Consider the following 16,044-nt stretch of genomic DNA (forward strand, 5'->3'; position numbering starts at 1 on the left):
GCCATGCCATGGATCAAGATCTGCCATAAAACGGAATACCGGTATGCGAAGGCAGTGCCTCTGGGTCCGCATCAGATGATGCTGCGGCCTCGCGAAACGTGCGACCTCTGGCTGGTCTATTTCGACCTGGATGTCTCGCCCTCGGCGACTGTCGTCTGGTCGAACGATGTGGCCGGGAACGCTCTAGCGGAAGCAACATTCGAAGCCGCAAGCGACGCGCTCGTGATGACCGCACGGATAGTTGTCGACCTAAAGGCGCCCGTCTGGCCGGTTTTCCCGATTGCCGCTCATGCGGCTTCCTATCCTTTTCTCTACGCGAACGACGACCTGGCAGACCTCGGGCCACTTGCCTCCCCGCAATACCAAGACGATGACGGACGCTTGTCTGACTGGGTCGAAGGTTTCGTGATGCAGCGGCCGACCGACACACTCTCCCTCCTGAAAGACGTCGCAAATGGTGTGACTTACCTGATCACGTACCAGAGCCGCGAGTCGGAAGGCACGCAGGGACCGCTCGAAACGCTGGACCGGGGGTGGGGCTCCTGTCGCGATTTCGCCGTGCTTTTTGCCGAGGCCGTTCGGACGCTCGGGTTCGGTGCGCGAATGGTTTCCGGTTATATCTTTGATCCGTCCGGAGATCGGGTCGGATCGACGGGCGATGGCTCCACCCATGCCTGGGTCGAGGTCTTTGTGCCGGGAGCGGGATGGATCCCATTCGACCCGACCAATCGAGCTGTCGGTGCGGCTAACCTGATCCCCGTTGCGGTTGCCCGCAGGATCGAACAGGTGGTACCCGTGGCAGGAAGTTTTCAAGGCTCGAGAAGCGACCTGATCTCAATGGATGTCGGAGTGAGCGTCGAGTATTTCGCGGAGCAGCCTCGGATCGAGAATTGAGCTCGTATCGAGCGAGATGAGAGGCGGTAGATCAGTCTGTTACTCCGTTCAACACAGTTGATCTATTCTAAAGCACTGAACGTGCGTTCGCAGCGATTGTCCGGAAAATGGACTGCAACTGCAGCAACTCGGTTCCTACCGGCATGATCTCAGCGTGTGCATTCAGCGGCTTGAGCTAATATCGCTATGCCGAAGAACGGTTCGATCCAAACTGCGCGGACGCTTCGTCTTCGGCACCGACTACCGATCGAGTTCCACGTTGAAAAGGCTTGGATCAGCGGGCTGGGTCAACGCGAATAAGTTATAATGATTTATGATCAAAAAAGCTGGATACGCTGTTGTTAGCTTATCAGCGACGCCGAGCAAGCCCAGGGCTTACCGATACGCCATTTCGCCACGCGTTCAACCCCTTGCAGCGTCGACAAATCCGCTCTCCGAACCCTTCGCTCCAGAATGGAGTTCTGCAACGAAGACACGGGCGTTCTTGCGGCACGTCATTATGAGCGCGAGCCATGATCGTATCTGCTTCGTTGTCGGTGTCTTCCATCAGTTCTTAGCCTCGATTTCTGTTTTGGTTTATACAGCGACTGGAAAAGAAAGTTCCGAGCCCTAAGCCTTGAGATTGAAGGAGCTGCCTGGTTCAGACTGTCCGATGGGACGGCCTGTAATCCGAGGGGTTTTATTAGGACGAACTAGCATTCCTTCGTTCTCAGCAGCTTGGACTGCGAAGGCATACCGAGAGCCGCTTCCGCATCCTCGCCGTAGGGCTCGTTGATCTGATAATCTGTCGTCTGCCTCAGAGATGAGCGACTCCGAGTAGAGGTGCCGAAGTTGAGTCTCTGAAACGCCATCCGCTTCCATAATCAATTGCACCATGGGATCGGCCAAAAGTTGGTCGAGCAAGAACTGCGACAACTGCTTTGAAGACAATTTATCCTTTGCGCGGGCTCTCTCCAAATCAGTAAGAGAAACGGTCAAGGTACGCGCCAGACCGGGGTGAGATTTCCGTGGATGCAGACAGATTAACACCGATGCCTTCCAGGCTTCTGGGTCCGAATAATCTGGTGGTGCGGAAAGCTCAGTTTCTATGTCGTATTCGCCTGCCGGGAGTAATTCGTCGAAGCCAGGGAAAGTAAACGGCTTGGAAAAGACTGCGATTGTCTTGCTGATTAGTTGGTTCATTTGGTTAGTTCTCCTTTGCTGATACCGCTCGCTCGGAGATGCAGACAAGAACAAGCCACCCACTCCCGGCAGGGAATTATCAGTTTTGGGGTTTAGGCTTTGGTTTTTCGGGGACGGTGTCAGGCCCTTCCGACGTCGTTTCTTTTTTCGGTGCGTCCGCATCGTTTTCCTTCAGTGCGGCAGCCGCTCTGGTCGTCAGGTCTTTGAAAGACATCACTTTGATCCTTTGATTGTCCGCACCACCCACGAGCCCAGATGAGGTGTGAAAAGTGAATGCGGCTACATCCTATATAGGGATTGGGTGCCTCATTTACTACGTAAAGCCGTAGAATAAGACGGGTGGCTGAAGCAGAACCGAGGCGGCGGCAACCCTGGCGCGCTACTTTCGCTTCGAATATGGGCGATCAGTGTTCGCTGCGGAGCAGTCAACCAATGCGCCATCACCATGGAAGACTTTTGCTACATCAGGTGCAGCCATGCCGCGCGAGAGCGCGCTATAGTTCAATTTCAGCTTTACCTCGCCACCAGGGCGAAGCAGACAAATGGTGTTTTCAACAACGATATGATCACTGGTGGCTCCGACGAACGTGACGCCAGCAGGGAATGCAAGACCCGCTGCATCGGTGTCCTGGAGTCCAATGCCAAGGATCGACCGAGTATTCGAAGGACCGTCTAAAGTCACACACTGCATTGAAGGTATAGGGTAATTCATTCGCACGGGATTTGGGTTTGATTTGGCTTTCGTTTCGATCACTTCCGCCCAAAGAGTGAAAGCATCTGTATTAAGCCCGCCGATCGCGTGCCCGGATACAGGATCGGTACCCAACAGGATAGCCTCACCCAGACGCAGGTTGTTGATCTTTCCGGTCGCACCCTTGCCAAGCGCCCATGGCAAACTGGTAGAGCCGCCGCCTGACACTGTTTCCAGAGCGGGTCCACTTGCAAGTTCGGTGTCGGCGGCAAGTGACGAAAGCAATTCCATTGCTCCTGCAGAGGGTGCCACATGACCCAGACAGGCAAAATTTGCGCCAATCCCCTTCAGAGAAATCCCTTCCATTCTAAGAATTTGAGACACAGTGCTTTCAAGGTGCTCAGGCAAGATGCCTTCCCGCATATCCCCCATTTCCACCATCAAGATAATATTGTGAGTCATGCTCTTTCCCAGCGCCTCGATGGCCAGGCTGGCGATAATGTCCATCTCAGTGTTGAAGCTGACATCGCAGTTATCAAGGACTTGCGCGACCTGGCTCAGCATGGGCGTTCGGATCAAGGATATGGAGCACGAGATCCCAGCATCGCGCATACGCATGATATTGCTGATCCGCGCGTCCGCCAGCCCTGTCGCGCCACCTTCAAGCATAGCATTCGCAATCTCAGGATGACCGCAAACGGCTTTTGTCACACCTGTCACCGTAATTCCGCGGGGTCTAAGGTGGTCGACCAGGAACCGTGTGTTGTACCGAATTTTGTCCAGATCAACTTCAATACGCAGCTTGCTCATTCAATCGTCGTAGCACGTAGGGGTTGCAAGCGCGGAAAGGCAGATAGAACCATATTCACCAAGTTTTTTGGAGGACGGTTCAATGCGTCAGTGACCGGGAGATACAATTTGCAGTTATAGTCTGTGATGGCCTTTGAAATCTCAACATCATTCATTCCTTCATGGTTGATCGTCATGCCAATTACCTCTGTGTTCGCAAAAGCCTCGATCAGAGTGATTTCATCGCAAGGGTCGGGCATAATCATGTTGGGGAAATCACATCGACGTTTTCGCTTGGGCGCGTGCTGAAGAATTACCGCATGTGGCTGACTGCCTCGCAGAATGAAGGCTGACGTGCAAAAGGCCGGATGGCTGAGCGCGCCCTGGCCCTCGATCACTATGACATCCGGGCTCTCACCTTCAGATGCAGCTACAACAGCGCGCTCAAGTTCGCCGCAACAAAATTGCGGCGGTACCGAATCCATCGCGACACCATACTTGGCGCCCTGCATCAATCCTGTCTGGCCGGTGCCGACCAAAACTGTTTTGATCCCATGCGCGTTAAGGGCACTTGTCAGGATCGTCGCGGTTGTACGCTTTCCAATTGCACAATCGGTGCCAAACACCGCGATGCGGATCGCTTGGACGTCTCCAACACTGCCATCTAACAGGCGAAGGTCGCGATTGGGTCGCGGCTTGCGAACGTCGTGGATCGTAACATCGTGAATTTTGGCAAATCCGACGAGCTCTTTATCATCACTAAGAAATTCATGCAGTCCACTGACGATGTTCATTCCGAGCGTTATCGCGTCCACAACAACTTCGCGATCCTCAAGGGACATTCTTCCGCTGGCCGGCGCTATTCCGTAAATAAACGTGTCGGGGATCGTAGCTTCATTTGCGACGGCGGCATCAAGATTATCGAAGATGGGAACCTGATTGGCGACATCATCAAGCACTTTGCCACTGTCACAGCCGGTATTTGTGCTGTCGATCACCGAAAGAACGCGATAGGCCTGTGAATGTCGAACGAGACCATTAGCCGTCTTGCCATCGATCTTTGCGAAGTTCCCTTCGCAATACACAACTGCAGTCGGTGTATCCTTCACAAGTGTCTTGCGGTGAAGCTCTGGAAAAACTGCTTGTTCAGGCGGCAGCTTTTGCGCATTGCGGGTAACGAACTGCTCGGCATCCGACGCAATGGGTACGGGTTTCATATCTTTTCCTTTTTGGAGTGTGAAACGCGCCGTCCTTGGTAAGAACGGGCACAAATTGTGAAGTTTGCAAAAGTGGGCTTTCTGCCTGAAACCTCACTTGTTCAGAACACACTGACCTTCTGACCGATGATAATTTCTGTGGCATTCCCACCTGTTCCCGGATCGGTCGATATGGGCATTTTCTGGTAGCTCGATTGCATTGCAGCGATCACCGGACGCCTCGTAGCCACGTTCGCATTTCCATCCAACTCCATGGATCGCGTCATCGTAGAAAGCATTCTCAGGCACAAAAACGGTATCGCACCGTCCGTCGCGCTCAAAATATCCACGCTCGCACGTCCACGCACGCCCGCTGGTTGATGCGTTCAGAAAAGCATTTTCCGGAACTGCTACTGCCACGCATGCTTCTCCGTCGATTTCGTAGCCACGGTTGCAACGCCATGCAGATCCATAAGTGCTGTTCGTCAGGTAAGCATTTTCCGGCACCACGATTTTCTGGCAGCTATCGTCTACTTTTGTGTACCCCCGCAGGCATCGCCACCTCTCACCTGACGGATCGAGATATCCACCCTCAGGCACAATCACTTCAGTGCATGAGGTGCCGCCCACTTCAACAAAGCCGTGCATACATGCCCACCCTGAGCCGTAGGTTCTGTTTGTGGGGTAGGCATTTCCCGGTACGACAACGGCCACGCATTCTCCGCCTTCCAACCGATAGGACAAATCGCATTCCCAACCGTCGCCATATTTTTTGGGATGCGCATTATCCGGGATCGAATTTGTTTCGGCCGATGCGGGACTTGATGAGATAAAGGAGCCCGCCAAGCAGCTGAAAACGCCAACAAACAGCGCCGTCATAAAGTGAGAGTAAAACCAGTGCTTATTTTTTCGATTTGTCCTGGTGCAAACGGCGTTGTCCGAATGTTGAGTGATTGAGTTACGATCCATCCAGGTTCAGCCCCTCAATGCAGGCCTGTGCCAGATCTTTGTTGGGGGTTTGGGATCCCGGTACCGTTGCCCAGCCTGCCTCCATGACGGCATCCTTCCGCTTGAAAGAAGAAGCCTCTTTGATTGTCGTTATTTTTTCGGCGCGTTGGGCGTCAGTTCTCGCCATGTCGACGCAGACCGGAACCAACGCAGCGATTACATTGTCGCGGGACATGGCGTTGGCCATTTTGTCTGCACTACCGCCGGTCATCCATCCACCCCAAGAAAATCCAACGACGCCTACGAAAACCCCGCCGATCAGAGCACCGTAGATTCCGGGTTTAAGCCATTCGGGCGTGTTCATAATCTATTCCTCCTGCGGGGAAAGCGCCGCATCGCTGTCATTGTTAGATGTGGCCAAGGTCTGGTCTTGCTTGAGCGCCCGTTCAAAATCTTCTGGGTCAATTGGGCGCATTTCCGTGCGGCCTGGCTTGCTGCCTTTGCCCTGAACTGTCAGGTAGGTTCCGGTTCTTCGATATGCTTCGAAACTCAGGCCCTGTGGTAGTTCTTCTTCAACAACTACTTCATACTCGCCTGCAGGAAGTTCATCTGGATAGCCGGACAAAGAGAACGGATTTGAAAACGTCACCAAAGAACTGGACGATCTCGTGCTCACCTTGGTCCTCCATATAGTTTGTTGGATCTTCCCCGCGCAATCTGCCGCAGATTACGCTCGTAAGCGCCACGGTAGTACCGGCGTTGTAACTTAGAATAATGTGCAAATGGCAGACGCGCGCTGATCGATGTTAGTCTGCGGCCAATGACCTGAGATTTTATTGGAATCTCAAATGCATTTGGTGCCCGAGGATCAGGTACCGCCAAAAATTGACTAACCTGCGTCAGTGCAACGATGTTTGGATTCCGGCAACGTGATGTGTGTTGGCGGGATATTTGCTGGCGTGTTCTTAACGAGTAATTGAGAAGCGCAGGAAATCCAGTACCGCAATCGGACTGTATTTATCTTGCGCTTCTTTTTCGGTGAAATCCCAAATCTGCCGAAGCGAATTCCGTCTCTAACAGGCAACGATCATCAAAATCCCGGCATCGCTGTAGGGGTGAACTTATTGCTTCAACAGTGGCCCGGCCTGATCCAGATAAGTGGGGTCAAAACCGGCCAACGTCACCAGTCCTTCATAATCATCAAATACCACTTGCCCGGATTGAAAAGTAACCAGCCCCTTCTCCCGCAGTTGCCGTAGGACACGATTAACATGTACGGCACTCAGTCCCAGTGCATCGGCAAGGTGGTATTGTGTCAGTGGGCAGGCGTATCCCGTCTTGCTTGCCATCCCGACCTGAGTCAGCCTCACACCAAGTTCCAATAGAAAATGCGCCATGCGCTCACCCGCATCTCGCCGTCCTATGTTGACCAGGTGCTCAACCACCATCGCTTCATCTCGAGAGACCGCCCAAAGAATTGCTGTCGCCAGCCGGGGCGTTTGCGCAAATGCTTCCAGGAGATCATCCACTACTACTTCAATGGCTTGGATTTCCATGATTGGTTCTATGCTGTGATCCGAGGTGTGCAGCAGAACGCTTCGCAAGCCCAGAAAGTCACCCGGTATTTGGAAATCGACGATCTGACGCGACCCGTCAGTCTGGGTTTTGTAGGAACAAACCCAGCCCGAGGCCAGAATGTAGGCAGCCTGCTCTGATTGCCCTTGATGCACAAGGTCACGTCCGGCTTCAAAGGTTCTGCGACGCTTGTGCAGGCGTGCCAAGGCCGCAAGTTCAACCTCAGTCAGAGCGACGAAGTTTGAAAGCTTTCGGGTGAGTGGACTGTTTTTGATAGTGCGCAAGTGTTCTTCCTTCATCGATGAGCAGCCCGCGAAACTATCCGACGCCAAGACTGCTTTCGATCAGTTAAGTATACAGCAACCTATGCCAGTATGGTGCAATTCATCGTGGCGCTTCCTTGCTTGGACGCCTGTTAAAAAAGGACGTCTACCATGGCTGACCGGCAAGACCACTCAGGAATGGCAGCACTCTCAATTTGTGAAGCGCTTTTGCTTGCAATTAAAGATCGTGAGCTCCTGCCCGAACATGAGATTGTGGGAGTTCTCCGTGACGCAGCCGCTGCCCACGAAGCAGCGGTCGGCAATAACGATGAAGAGGATATACACCAGGCCGTCGCCTTTCTCATTAACCGGATCATTGCTTCCGGCTATCGGGCTCGGCAGTAGCGTTAAGTCCCGTATCGGAAAAATAAAGATTATGCTCGTCAAAAAAGCTAACAGCAAATAAACAAACTTTTGATGCCTCGTTTCTAATCAATTCAAACACGAAGCAAGAACCAATGTTTCAATGCTTGCCATATCCCGCGTCTTGCTCGTCCGACCGAGCTGCGGCGAAGGTACGGTTTCCGTTAACGCAAATATAACGGCTGCGAATGACCTGGTTGGTGACACTTGCCGCGACGCAACAATAAGTATGCCGCGACCGCGAGCAAATGCTGCTTTAGCGAAGGCTCCAGATCGAAAGACGGCAAAGCCAGCCTACCGTGAGTTCACCAAAGCCCAGATTTCGCTTGCGCAGCGAATGTCCGAAAAGCGGGCTGCAGCCGCAGCATCCGAGGGGTGCACTGGATGTCTCCTTTGGGCCGTTGAAAATGTCTCGAAAAACAGGGCAGGGGCTTATGCTGCGTCAGCTCCGAGTTTCGCAAATCCGGAATGAAATCGCCATGGCAATGGTGGACTTCTGCGGGGCAGTTGTTATCGAGTTCGCGGATCGTCCCTTTGGCAAGAGAGCGGGCCGCGTTCTCGACCCATTCGGGCATGCGTGGATTCTGAGCAAGACGATTGAAACTCTGACAGGTGCGCAAATTCAGAACCGCTTGGGCGGATAGTTTGGTCTGATCGAAATCGCGTTGCTCACCTCTTGCAGCGAAACTGACCAAAGGTATGCTTTGTCCATGAACATCCATGGCTTCGATCACATCGTTCTCTGCGTCAATAATGTCGACGTAACGCTTGAGTTCTATCAACATCTGCTAGGCATGACTCCGCGAGAGGAACGCCCCGGCAAATGGTCCCTACATTTCGGGTCAAATAAAATCAGTCTTCAAGATGCAGGAACAGCACCAGATCTGGCGAAAAAAACCGTTCCGGGAAGCGGTAATTTCTGTCTACTGACCGACACACCAATCGAGGAAATCACCACGAAGCTTCGCGCGCATGACGTGACTATCGTGGAAGGTCCTTCTGAGAAACTGGGCGCCGTCAGCAGGCTTATGTCCGTGTACTTCCGCGATCCAGATGACAATCTGGTCGAGGTAAGCAACAAGCTGGCAAAATAAACGAATTGCAACACAATGGCAGCGTCGCAACTAGGGTCGAGAAAGAGCACAAGCTTTTCGAATTTTGCATCTTAGCCAATACTCAAAGTAGCCTCGATGTCGAAACCAAGAGCACAAATCTGCTGGCTGATCACAACTAAGGTAGAGGCCATGAGGCACTAAGAGCTGGAGAGCAGTCATGCCTAGAACGGGATTAATAGATCATATCGGTATCGCGGTGCCGGATCTTGTGGCGGCGAAGGCCTACTATGACGAGCTAATGCCGATCCTTGGCCTCAAGGAGTGGTTCAAAACTAAACCGGAATTCAACTACGGACCGGATGGAAAACTCGGGACGCAGCTGTTCTTCTACCAGGCGAGGGACGATGGGCACTATTCGCGCCATGCTACCGGGTTACAGCACTTGGCCTTCTCGGTCGAAACGCGTGAGGTCGTGCGTGAGGCGTACAATTGGGCACTCTCGCGGAAGTCACAAATTCTGGACGCACCCCAAGAGTTTCCTCAATACGGGACGCACTATGCGGCCTATTGGCTCGACCCACACGGCATTAAGCTTGAGGTTGTCTGCCATAAAGATGGTGAAAGCAGTTGAGACATCAAACTATCACCAGTGCTCCAAATGCGGGGCTTTGACAAACTGTCGAAAATCGCTGCGCTACGCCCTCCCAAACGTCTGGCGGTGTAGGTCCGGCGAGAGCCCAAACTGTTCATTCCTCAGTGTGCAGCGTAGGGCAGCTCTACGACTTGGGTTGGAAGGTTGTGATTCAGCGGAATTCCAACACCTTCAGAACCGCAGCAACTCACCGACTGCGGGCAAGGCGGAGCTTGCCTGGATGGAAAATTCCCGGACCTGTGTTTATGGAACGACGCTCAACGCGAGTTCGGAAATGCTTCGCGATTGCCCTTGCCATAGTTTCTTCCTGATCGTCGCCGCTACCTGTCGAGAAATAAGCAATCACAAGATTCCGCGACGGAGAAATGTAAAGCCCCTGTGCACCCACGCCTTTCTTCCAGAAATCGCCATCCTCAAAGACGGCATCCCACTGGTAGCGGTTCGAAATGTTCCGGTCGTCCGGAAAGCCCTTGCGGGCGTTCAATTCACCGAGATAGCCGCGCTGATAAATCTCCGGATCTCCACCGGTCTGAATGTTGCTGATGATGGCGTCTGATATGATCTGCTCGTCGGAAATCTCGCTCCAACTCGGCGTGAACAGCATGCCAAATCGGGCCATGTCCCTCAGTGTCGAATTCATTACGCCAAAGCTTGCCGGCAGTCCGCCATCGCTGACCGCGACGAAGGCATCATGCTCCATTCCGGCATTGCGCCAAATCCGTTCGCTCAGAAATTCGGGCAACGGCTTGCCGGAGATGTTTTCGACAATAAGGTCAACGACGAAAGTGTTGATTGAGTTGTATTCGAAAACTTCATAGCCCGGGCCACGGCGCTGCATGCCAGCCAGCACCTCCAAGGGCGTCTCCTCGACGCCAAGTGGATTGTCGAGCAAGCCCATCGCAGATGTCCAGCGGTACCATCCTTGTTCGGGGTTAATGCGCGAGTCACCGGCCGGTTCGTCAAGTTCGGTTGAATCGAGACCCGTCGCCATGTCGAGAGCGTGTTCGACCGGTACCGTGTCCCACACTGAACCTTCAAGTTCAGGGATAAAGGCAGTGACGGGTTGCGATATATCAATTTTTCCCTCTTCTTCCAGCAAAGCGAGCAGAGTGCTTCCGAGGATCTTTCCGGAGGAATACCAGTTGTGCTTGTCGAACGGTCGCAGTGTTTTGTAGCGCTCAAACAAGATCTCACCATCTTTGACAACGATCAGCCCGTCCATTGGGTACTTGTTGAACTGTTCCATTACGGTAGCCGTCGAACCGTCTTCACGCATAAACTCGATATCTCCGATCGAGGGGTCTATGTTCTCCTGCAACTCGCTGATTGGGCCGTCGCGAAGAATCTGCGCCGTTGGGAAAAAGCGCGACATGTTTTGCCATGCCCATTGCGTGCGCGGGCTTGCGGCCAACATCTGAACCCGGTTTTCCTCCTCGCCGAAGAAATCATGGTTTTCGCGAATTTCCCCAAGTGGTGTGTCAACGGCCAGCCTATTTTCAGCGACTGCTATATGCGGCAGTAAAGCCGAAGCGCCTGTTAGTACTATTGCCCACAGGGATGAGCGGAAGTTTGAGGTTGGGGTGTGACTGTTTGGTTTGACAAGACGGGCCCGCATTCAGATATCACCTTACTGTTTAGAAATGCGCCGGAATGCGATTGCCAAGTCGCATCGACACGAATGTTTGGATATGACCGGGGTTCTAGGGCTTGTTTTCTTCGAAAAACCCCGGCCAGCAAATCAGTCAGTTGCTCGGTGTCATGTCAACAATTGTGGGTTCACGATCGCCGCTGGTCGGAAAGACTACCATCTCATCGCCCATGGCACCGAAATCGATCTTGCTGAGATCGACCTTGTGCACGGTCCGGTCGTACATTGTGTGATAGTAATATGTGAGGCTCTGGGAGTCGCTGGCGGTGGTGACCTGCGTTGCACTGTAGAGCAGATCTTCTGATTGGACGTCGTCCTGCGCACCCTCAGCGGCATCGGCCGGAATGTTAAAATTGTCGAGGATCCGGAAAGCTTCCCGTACAGTATCGTAGCCGCCCTGGGTTTCACGGGCCGTTTGCGAGAACGCAACGGCACGCACAAAGCGTGACGGGGGTGTGAAATCACCAGGCAGACCGATCATGCCGCTGCCTGCGCCAAGCGGAGCAAAAGTAACGCCGCTGGCTTCGACCTGGGGCACGCCGATAGCAGTCAGATTGACGTAATTGTTGAGGTTCGTCATGTGCCAGTCATAGTTTGGCGAATTGGTGATTACGCCAAGCGGGGCATCGAAAACAGTCAACTCGCCATCGATATACTCGATGACGATCCGTCCACCCGATCGGTCGGCTACAAGCATGTGAAACGGAAACGGAAAACCAAGCGTCTCGTCTACTACGCCCACGACACGAATGTTTTCGAGCCCGGCTATCGCCTCTTCGACCGTTTCGAAATTCGACAGGACATAGCTTGCCAGCAAATCACCGGGGATGGTGTTGTCGGCAAGTTCAGGATTGTACTCCTGATATTCGGTGAAGCCCGGCAGGTAGAACAGCCCGGCAGTCAACCCTGCCTCATTGATGCCGTCAGCGGGCGCGCCGTGGTCCAACATGCTGATGCCGACCATGCCGTACTTACCGGTCCATGTCGCTCCCTGCTTTCCGTCTGGCATCTCGCCGGCACTGTAGAAATATCCCCTCGGGATAATGTTGATCTTGGTTTCGAGATCAAAAGGCCCCCATTCAGCAGTCCTTGCGCGAATGATGCTTCCGTCCGAACCGGTCAGCATAATGCCGGTACAGGCCCACGACACTGAAGCGGATGCGATCAGCGCAACAACGGTCCGGGCAACGGTTTTTGTCAGCGTCATGATGTTCATAAATGACCTCCTGATGTGGCGTCTTTCTAAATTCTGGAGTTGCTCGATGATAATCGTGCGTCAATTGCGAAAACCCACTTTCGACTGGCGGTTTGCATCAAAACGAAGTGGTGTTTCATATCAATATTATCTGATATTCAGAGCTGATCTGTAGCAATCACGACAAAGTCGGCATGGGCCAAGATAAAAACTTGATTGAACCAGCTAAACGCAGGCGTCGTGACGTTCTCCCGGCGGGTAGGAGCCTTGATCAAGAGCAATCAGCCAAGCCGCGATTGGATTTCACTAAGGCGAAGCGCGCGGTTCTCAGGTACGGGTGGCTTGCCGAACAAGACAAGGCATTCCAGGCCGTAGTACTGGAGAGGGCCACGCTTCGGACGTTCGCAGTCGGTAGCCGAGTCTTTGATGTCGGCGATTTCCGCGGCGGCATCTTTGGAGTTGCAGGAGGGGCTTTTGGTATCAAGGTTCCGCGACGTGGTGGCGATGACAGGCTCGCCCATATATGCCGTAGCGGTGTATGGTTCGGATATGATGCCTCGCTCAGCCGGCGACGCCGGAACCTGACATTTGTGGCAGTCGAGCCCTCAATTGCGTTCCACGTCCCGCTGGTCGCGCTGGATCAAATAGCTGCATCCGACCCGAGTTATCATCGGGCCCTGACCAAGGTCGCGTCCCACGGCATGGACATTGCCATCGCGACCGTCTCCGATCTTCTGATACCTAATGTCCAACAGCGCATTGCCTCGACGCTGCTACGCATCGCTTCAAAACATGGGGCAGCGCAAAAAGGCACCGCTGTCATTTCGGGGTTAACGCAGGAGCAGATTGGCGAGTTGGCCAATGCCGCGCGAGACGTGGTCAATCGAACTCTCAAGCAATTTGCATCAAAAGGGTGGATTGATGTTTCCTATAAGAGGATCAGGTTACTGGAGCCTGCGTCGCTGGAAGCGTTTTGCTCATGACCCGATATACAATGACTTTCATTGCAAGGTGTGGCCTCCAATTGCTTTTCGCACGGATTTCAGCAGTTCGCAGCCGCTTATTTGAAATGCTACGGTGGTAAACAGTACTCTTCAGTCTGAGTTGTTGAGCCCCGAACAAGCCCGCTATGAACTGTCAGCAGCTGAATGCCAACGCATGAAAATGCTGTTGAACGCGTTTTATGAACACGGTGTGATAATCCGCCGAAGCCGACGATGTAACGTCAGTTGGGTGACTGGGTGTGAGGTTCCGGTCACCTCGTTTTGCAAAGTCATTGGACAGACGGGCTTTATTGATCGACAATCGTGTTATGGAGCTGACAGCGACCACACCCGTCCACTTGATCCACGTGGATCCCGACGTCAACATGGCGCGGTACTATGGAATTGAGTTGCAGCAGACACTGTTTGGGGAAGTGTGCGTCCTTCGGACCTGGGGGCGAATTGGCACAAACGGGCAAGCCATGAGGGTGACGTACGAAGACGAAGCCCAGGCTGTTGATGCACTCCAGAAACTCGAAAAGCAAAAGCTCTGTCGAGGGTATGTTCCCTACGGTGGTTAGTACCACCCGCCAGCGATCGTAGATTTTTCACATCTCAACGCGGTTGAGCGATCTATTCTTTGGCCACTCGGCCAGAATGGACGTGAAGGAACGATCCCTTTTGCGCCTCCGCAGGATCCAAGATCCTTTGGCTTTTTTTGTTGGGTCAGGCGGGAATCGAACAAGCCAAACGCCCCCCGACGTAAGGGGGAAGGCACGGTCTCCCCCCTCGGACAAGACAAATAGACTAGACCGTGTCCTCGCGCGTTGCGCTGCGGGCCGCACCACTCTTGTCGATTTGTTCTGTCTCGCCCTTCTCCGCATTGTCGACACAGATTTCAGAGGTTGTGATATCATGACTTATCATTTTTTTGGGAGCGCACTTGAAACCCGATCTCAGCCAAAACGCTCTGGAAGCGACCGATTTTCTTAAGGCAATGGCGCATGACGGCCGTTTGCAGATCTTGTGCCTGCTTCGTAACCGGTGTCCCGCTCACACGTTCGGCTGATAATTCCACGGCATCAGCTCGTCGACCCGGGATTGTTTGTGTCCGTTGACGATGGCTTGAAGCGTAGCGGTCAGCCAAGCGTGGGGATCCACTGAGTTGAGTTTGCAGGTCTCAATGAGCGAGGCGATCATTGCCCAGTTCTGGGCTCCGGCATCGTGACCAGCGAAGAGGGCGTTTATCTATTACAGGATTGCGGATGAACGCGTGTTGGCGATTTTGGAGGTTCTGTACGAATTCTTTTGTAACGATGATGCGGAGAATTAGTTTGCAATCGATGCGGTCGCAACAGGGCTGGACAAAATCGGAGTTTGGCATTCCACAAACTCGCAAAGCCAGCCAGCGTATGAGGCACCTTCTGCGCCTTAATCGCCAAAACCAAGGGCTTAAGCGTCGGACCACATGCGGCCATTGGCGTATTGTTGGGTCCAATCGGGATAGTTAGCACTTAGATGTGCAGCAGAACCAACGCGGACAAGTCTAATCTGAATTTACCCATGATGCCGGTTACTAGCAAAAGACTCTGGCGGTACCCTAAGGTTTGTCGTCTTTTCCCATGAATCCCAGCGCGCCCTCATTGTTCAGGATATCGACAGCGGTATTTAATGCGTCTTGGTCGGAACTGAACTTATCGTCCCAAACATAGCTGGCGTCCTCTGCGTCGATCACTTCCAATGTCCAGCTGCCCTGGTTTTCCAAGCGATAGATTTCAATTTCAAAGCGAAATCCGTCGACAAGTACAGACTTACACTTGTCAGACATGATCAAGTTTGGTTCATCGATATTCATGACTGCGCTGTTCCAATCTTTTGAACGCAGGCAATTTCATATCAGCAAAACTCGTAGCTTGGCCAGCATCGGATGGGAGGGTGCGCGACGCACCAAACTCGTACCCCCTCAAGTAAATCAATAAACCCCCCAGGCACGCCGCGTTAGTCAGATACCGTACTGGCCGAGCTTTCTCAACGTAACAATTGTTTCGATGCTGTAATGAATCTACCGCTCCCGTGGGTGCGCTCAGGGCATGTTGCTATCGATCCAGCGGGACATCAGGTTTCGATCCCGAAAGCACTCGTCCGGAACAGGGCTGCGCTTGATCCGCGCGATGCGCTCCGCGAACGCCACTTGCTTGGAGCTTGGCCGGTTCTGTCGCAAACTTTTTAGATGGCAGAGCATCAGTGGAATTATAGAGCGGTTCACTCTGCCAGTTGGGCGAACTGCTGAAACGGACGGAGTCCGTGCGTGAATTGACCTTTACGGATCATGTTGACCAGTTCTATGCCTGCTAGGACAGATGCGGCTGATGCGAAAGATTGGAATCCCAGCATGGGTCTGATCCGTCGTTTGATGAATCGATGGTCTTGTTCAATGATGTTATTGAGGTATTTCCGCCGGTTCTGTCGCAAAGTTCGCCCTCACCTGTCAGTTCGTGTGCATTTCTGGTAGCGCGCACTAGAACATGACAGGAGCAGGCCGTGACGATC

General features: G+C 53.2%; 18 protein-coding genes and 2 pseudogenes. 6 read left to right on the forward strand and 14 right to left on the reverse strand.

Annotated elements, in window-relative coordinates; translation table 11 throughout:
* Positions 1 to 3: 3 nt before the first annotated feature.
* Positions 4 to 894, forward strand: coding sequence for a transglutaminase family protein (locus tag ACR0EZ_RS24220; protein ID WP_480617364.1), 891 nt, complete (start codon positions 4 to 6; stop codon positions 892 to 894).
* A gap of 609 nt (positions 895 to 1,503) precedes the next feature.
* Here the strand turns inward: ACR0EZ_RS24220 and ACR0EZ_RS24225 are convergent.
* The 8 genes from ACR0EZ_RS24225 to ACR0EZ_RS24260 all read right to left on the reverse strand — a co-directional run bounded on the left by ACR0EZ_RS24225 (position 1,504) and on the right by ACR0EZ_RS24260 (position 7,574).
* Positions 1,504 to 2,076 carry a hypothetical protein gene (locus ACR0EZ_RS24225; RefSeq protein ID WP_480617365.1) on the reverse strand — a complete coding sequence of 191 codons (573 nt, stop codon included), beginning with the start codon at positions 2,074 to 2,076 and terminating at the stop codon, positions 1,504 to 1,506.
* A 79-nt stretch (positions 2,077 to 2,155) separates the two neighbouring features.
* Entirely contained in the window at positions 2,156 to 2,290 is a 135-nt protein-coding gene (locus ACR0EZ_RS24230) for a hypothetical protein (protein WP_480617366.1), read from the reverse strand.
* A gap of 165 nt (positions 2,291 to 2,455) precedes the next feature.
* Positions 2,456 to 3,577 (reverse strand): alanine/ornithine racemase family PLP-dependent enzyme, encoded by a 1,122-nt coding sequence (locus tag ACR0EZ_RS24235; RefSeq protein ID WP_480617367.1) that lies wholly within the window; start codon positions 3,575 to 3,577, stop codon positions 2,456 to 2,458.
* Complete coding sequence (locus ACR0EZ_RS24240; RefSeq protein ID WP_480617369.1) at positions 3,574 to 4,773, reverse strand: N-acetyltransferase DgcN family protein; 1,200 nt, start codon at positions 4,771 to 4,773, stop codon at positions 3,574 to 3,576. The genes ACR0EZ_RS24235 and ACR0EZ_RS24240 overlap by 4 nt, the downstream gene beginning before the upstream one ends.
* A 93-nt stretch (positions 4,774 to 4,866) precedes the next feature.
* Positions 4,867 to 5,721, reverse strand: coding sequence for a hypothetical protein (locus tag ACR0EZ_RS24245; RefSeq protein WP_480617370.1), 855 nt, complete (start codon positions 5,719 to 5,721; stop codon positions 4,867 to 4,869).
* Positions 5,711 to 6,064: a hypothetical protein gene (locus tag ACR0EZ_RS24250; protein ID WP_480617371.1), complete on the reverse strand. Its 354-nt coding sequence runs from the start codon at positions 6,062 to 6,064 to the stop codon at positions 5,711 to 5,713. Before ACR0EZ_RS24250 ends, ACR0EZ_RS24245 begins: the two co-directional genes overlap by 11 nt.
* Positions 6,065 to 6,067: 3 nt before the next feature.
* Positions 6,068 to 6,376: a hypothetical protein gene (locus ACR0EZ_RS24255; RefSeq protein ID WP_480617372.1), complete on the reverse strand. Its 309-nt coding sequence runs from the start codon at positions 6,374 to 6,376 to the stop codon at positions 6,068 to 6,070.
* A gap of 445 nt (positions 6,377 to 6,821) precedes the next feature.
* Positions 6,822 to 7,574: a Crp/Fnr family transcriptional regulator gene (locus ACR0EZ_RS24260; protein WP_170329072.1), complete on the reverse strand. Its 753-nt coding sequence runs from the start codon at positions 7,572 to 7,574 to the stop codon at positions 6,822 to 6,824.
* A gap of 135 nt (positions 7,575 to 7,709) precedes the next feature.
* On the opposite strand from ACR0EZ_RS24260, the gene ACR0EZ_RS24265 reads away from it, so the two are divergent.
* Positions 7,710 to 7,943 carry a hypothetical protein gene (locus ACR0EZ_RS24265; RefSeq protein WP_480617373.1) on the forward strand — a complete coding sequence of 78 codons (234 nt, stop codon included), beginning with the start codon at positions 7,710 to 7,712 and terminating at the stop codon, positions 7,941 to 7,943.
* Positions 7,944 to 8,266: 323 nt separating this feature from the next.
* Here ACR0EZ_RS24265 and ACR0EZ_RS24270 read toward each other — a convergent pair whose 3' ends face one another.
* Positions 8,267 to 8,695, reverse strand: a complete 429-nt coding sequence (locus ACR0EZ_RS24270) for a hypothetical protein (protein ID WP_480617374.1) — start codon at positions 8,693 to 8,695, stop codon at positions 8,267 to 8,269.
* On the opposite strand from ACR0EZ_RS24270, the gene ACR0EZ_RS24275 reads away from it, so the two are divergent.
* Together ACR0EZ_RS24275 and ACR0EZ_RS24280 are read left to right on the forward strand one after the other, a co-directional pair.
* Positions 8,672 to 9,055: a VOC family protein gene (locus ACR0EZ_RS24275; RefSeq protein ID WP_480617375.1), complete on the forward strand. Its 384-nt coding sequence runs from the start codon at positions 8,672 to 8,674 to the stop codon at positions 9,053 to 9,055. The two genes, ACR0EZ_RS24270 and ACR0EZ_RS24275, sit on opposite strands and share 24 nt — an antisense overlap.
* A gap of 178 nt (positions 9,056 to 9,233) precedes the next feature.
* On the forward strand, positions 9,234 to 9,647 hold the full coding sequence (locus tag ACR0EZ_RS24280) for a VOC family protein (protein WP_480617376.1): 414 nt from the start codon (positions 9,234 to 9,236) through the stop codon (positions 9,645 to 9,647).
* Positions 9,648 to 9,855: 208 nt separating this feature from the next.
* Here ACR0EZ_RS24280 and ACR0EZ_RS24285 read toward each other — a convergent pair whose 3' ends face one another.
* Both ACR0EZ_RS24285 and ACR0EZ_RS24290 read right to left on the reverse strand, forming a co-directional pair.
* Positions 9,856 to 11,283, reverse strand: coding sequence for a serine hydrolase domain-containing protein (locus ACR0EZ_RS24285; protein ID WP_480617377.1), 1,428 nt, complete (start codon positions 11,281 to 11,283; stop codon positions 9,856 to 9,858).
* Positions 11,284 to 11,410: 127 nt separating this feature from the next.
* Positions 11,411 to 12,532: a linear amide C-N hydrolase gene (locus ACR0EZ_RS24290; RefSeq protein WP_480617379.1), complete on the reverse strand. Its 1,122-nt coding sequence runs from the start codon at positions 12,530 to 12,532 to the stop codon at positions 11,411 to 11,413.
* Positions 12,533 to 12,705: 173 nt separating this feature from the next.
* Between ACR0EZ_RS24290 and ACR0EZ_RS24295 the strand changes: the two genes are divergently transcribed.
* The gene (locus ACR0EZ_RS24295; protein WP_480617380.1) at positions 12,706 to 13,494 is read left to right on the forward strand and encodes a Crp/Fnr family transcriptional regulator; all 789 of its coding nucleotides are present in this window, start codon (positions 12,706 to 12,708) and stop codon (positions 13,492 to 13,494) included.
* Positions 13,495 to 13,823: 329 nt separating this feature from the next.
* Positions 13,824 to 14,075 carry a WGR domain-containing protein gene (locus tag ACR0EZ_RS24300; RefSeq protein ID WP_480617382.1) on the forward strand — a complete coding sequence of 84 codons (252 nt, stop codon included), beginning with the start codon at positions 13,824 to 13,826 and terminating at the stop codon, positions 14,073 to 14,075.
* Positions 14,076 to 14,547: 472 nt separating this feature from the next.
* Here ACR0EZ_RS24300 and ACR0EZ_RS24305 read toward each other — a convergent pair.
* From ACR0EZ_RS24305 to ACR0EZ_RS24315, 3 genes and pseudogenes are all read right to left on the reverse strand, one after another.
* Positions 14,548 to 14,739: pseudogene (locus ACR0EZ_RS24305) on the reverse strand (transposase domain-containing protein); the annotation flags it as partial.
* Between the two features lie 355 nt (positions 14,740 to 15,094).
* Positions 15,095 to 15,349: a hypothetical protein gene (locus ACR0EZ_RS24310; RefSeq protein ID WP_480617381.1), complete on the reverse strand. Its 255-nt coding sequence runs from the start codon at positions 15,347 to 15,349 to the stop codon at positions 15,095 to 15,097.
* Between the two features lie 407 nt (positions 15,350 to 15,756).
* A pseudogene (locus tag ACR0EZ_RS24315) lies at positions 15,757 to 15,966 on the reverse strand (DDE-type integrase/transposase/recombinase); the annotation flags it as partial.
* Positions 15,967 to 16,044: the final 78 nt, after the last annotated feature.

This window comes from Ruegeria sp. AK4, assembly GCF_056541025.1.

Coding starts and splice junctions, on each gene's coding strand:
- ACR0EZ_RS24230 (WP_480617366.1), bottom strand. CDS start 2,290: ATGTCTTTCAAAGACCTGACGACCAGAGCGGCTGCCGCACTGAAGGAA.
- ACR0EZ_RS24235 (WP_480617367.1), bottom strand. CDS start 3,577: ATGAGCAAGCTGCGTATTGAAGTTGATCTGGACAAAATTCGGTACAAC.
- ACR0EZ_RS24280 (WP_480617376.1), top strand. CDS start 9,234: ATGCCTAGAACGGGATTAATAGATCATATCGGTATCGCGGTGCCGGAT.
- ACR0EZ_RS24285 (WP_480617377.1), bottom strand. CDS start 11,283: ATGCGGGCCCGTCTTGTCAAACCAAACAGTCACACCCCAACCTCAAAC.
- ACR0EZ_RS24260 (WP_170329072.1), bottom strand. CDS start 7,574: ATGAAGGAAGAACACTTGCGCACTATCAAAAACAGTCCACTCACCCGA.
- ACR0EZ_RS24265 (WP_480617373.1), top strand. CDS start 7,710: ATGGCTGACCGGCAAGACCACTCAGGAATGGCAGCACTCTCAATTTGT.
- ACR0EZ_RS24250 (WP_480617371.1), bottom strand. CDS start 6,064: ATGAACACGCCCGAATGGCTTAAACCCGGAATCTACGGTGCTCTGATC.
- ACR0EZ_RS24220 (WP_480617364.1), top strand. CDS start 4: ATGCCATGGATCAAGATCTGCCATAAAACGGAATACCGGTATGCGAAG.
- ACR0EZ_RS24310 (WP_480617381.1), bottom strand. CDS start 15,349: ATGAATATCGATGAACCAAACTTGATCATGTCTGACAAGTGTAAGTCT.
- ACR0EZ_RS24300 (WP_480617382.1), top strand. CDS start 13,824: ATGGAGCTGACAGCGACCACACCCGTCCACTTGATCCACGTGGATCCC.
- ACR0EZ_RS24245 (WP_480617370.1), bottom strand. CDS start 5,721: ATGGATCGTAACTCAATCACTCAACATTCGGACAACGCCGTTTGCACC.
- ACR0EZ_RS24275 (WP_480617375.1), top strand. CDS start 8,672: ATGAACATCCATGGCTTCGATCACATCGTTCTCTGCGTCAATAATGTC.
- ACR0EZ_RS24290 (WP_480617379.1), bottom strand. CDS start 12,532: ATGAACATCATGACGCTGACAAAAACCGTTGCCCGGACCGTTGTTGCG.
- ACR0EZ_RS24240 (WP_480617369.1), bottom strand. CDS start 4,773: ATGAAACCCGTACCCATTGCGTCGGATGCCGAGCAGTTCGTTACCCGC.
- ACR0EZ_RS24295 (WP_480617380.1), top strand. CDS start 12,706: ATGGGCCAAGATAAAAACTTGATTGAACCAGCTAAACGCAGGCGTCGT.
- ACR0EZ_RS24225 (WP_480617365.1), bottom strand. CDS start 2,076: ATGAACCAACTAATCAGCAAGACAATCGCAGTCTTTTCCAAGCCGTTT.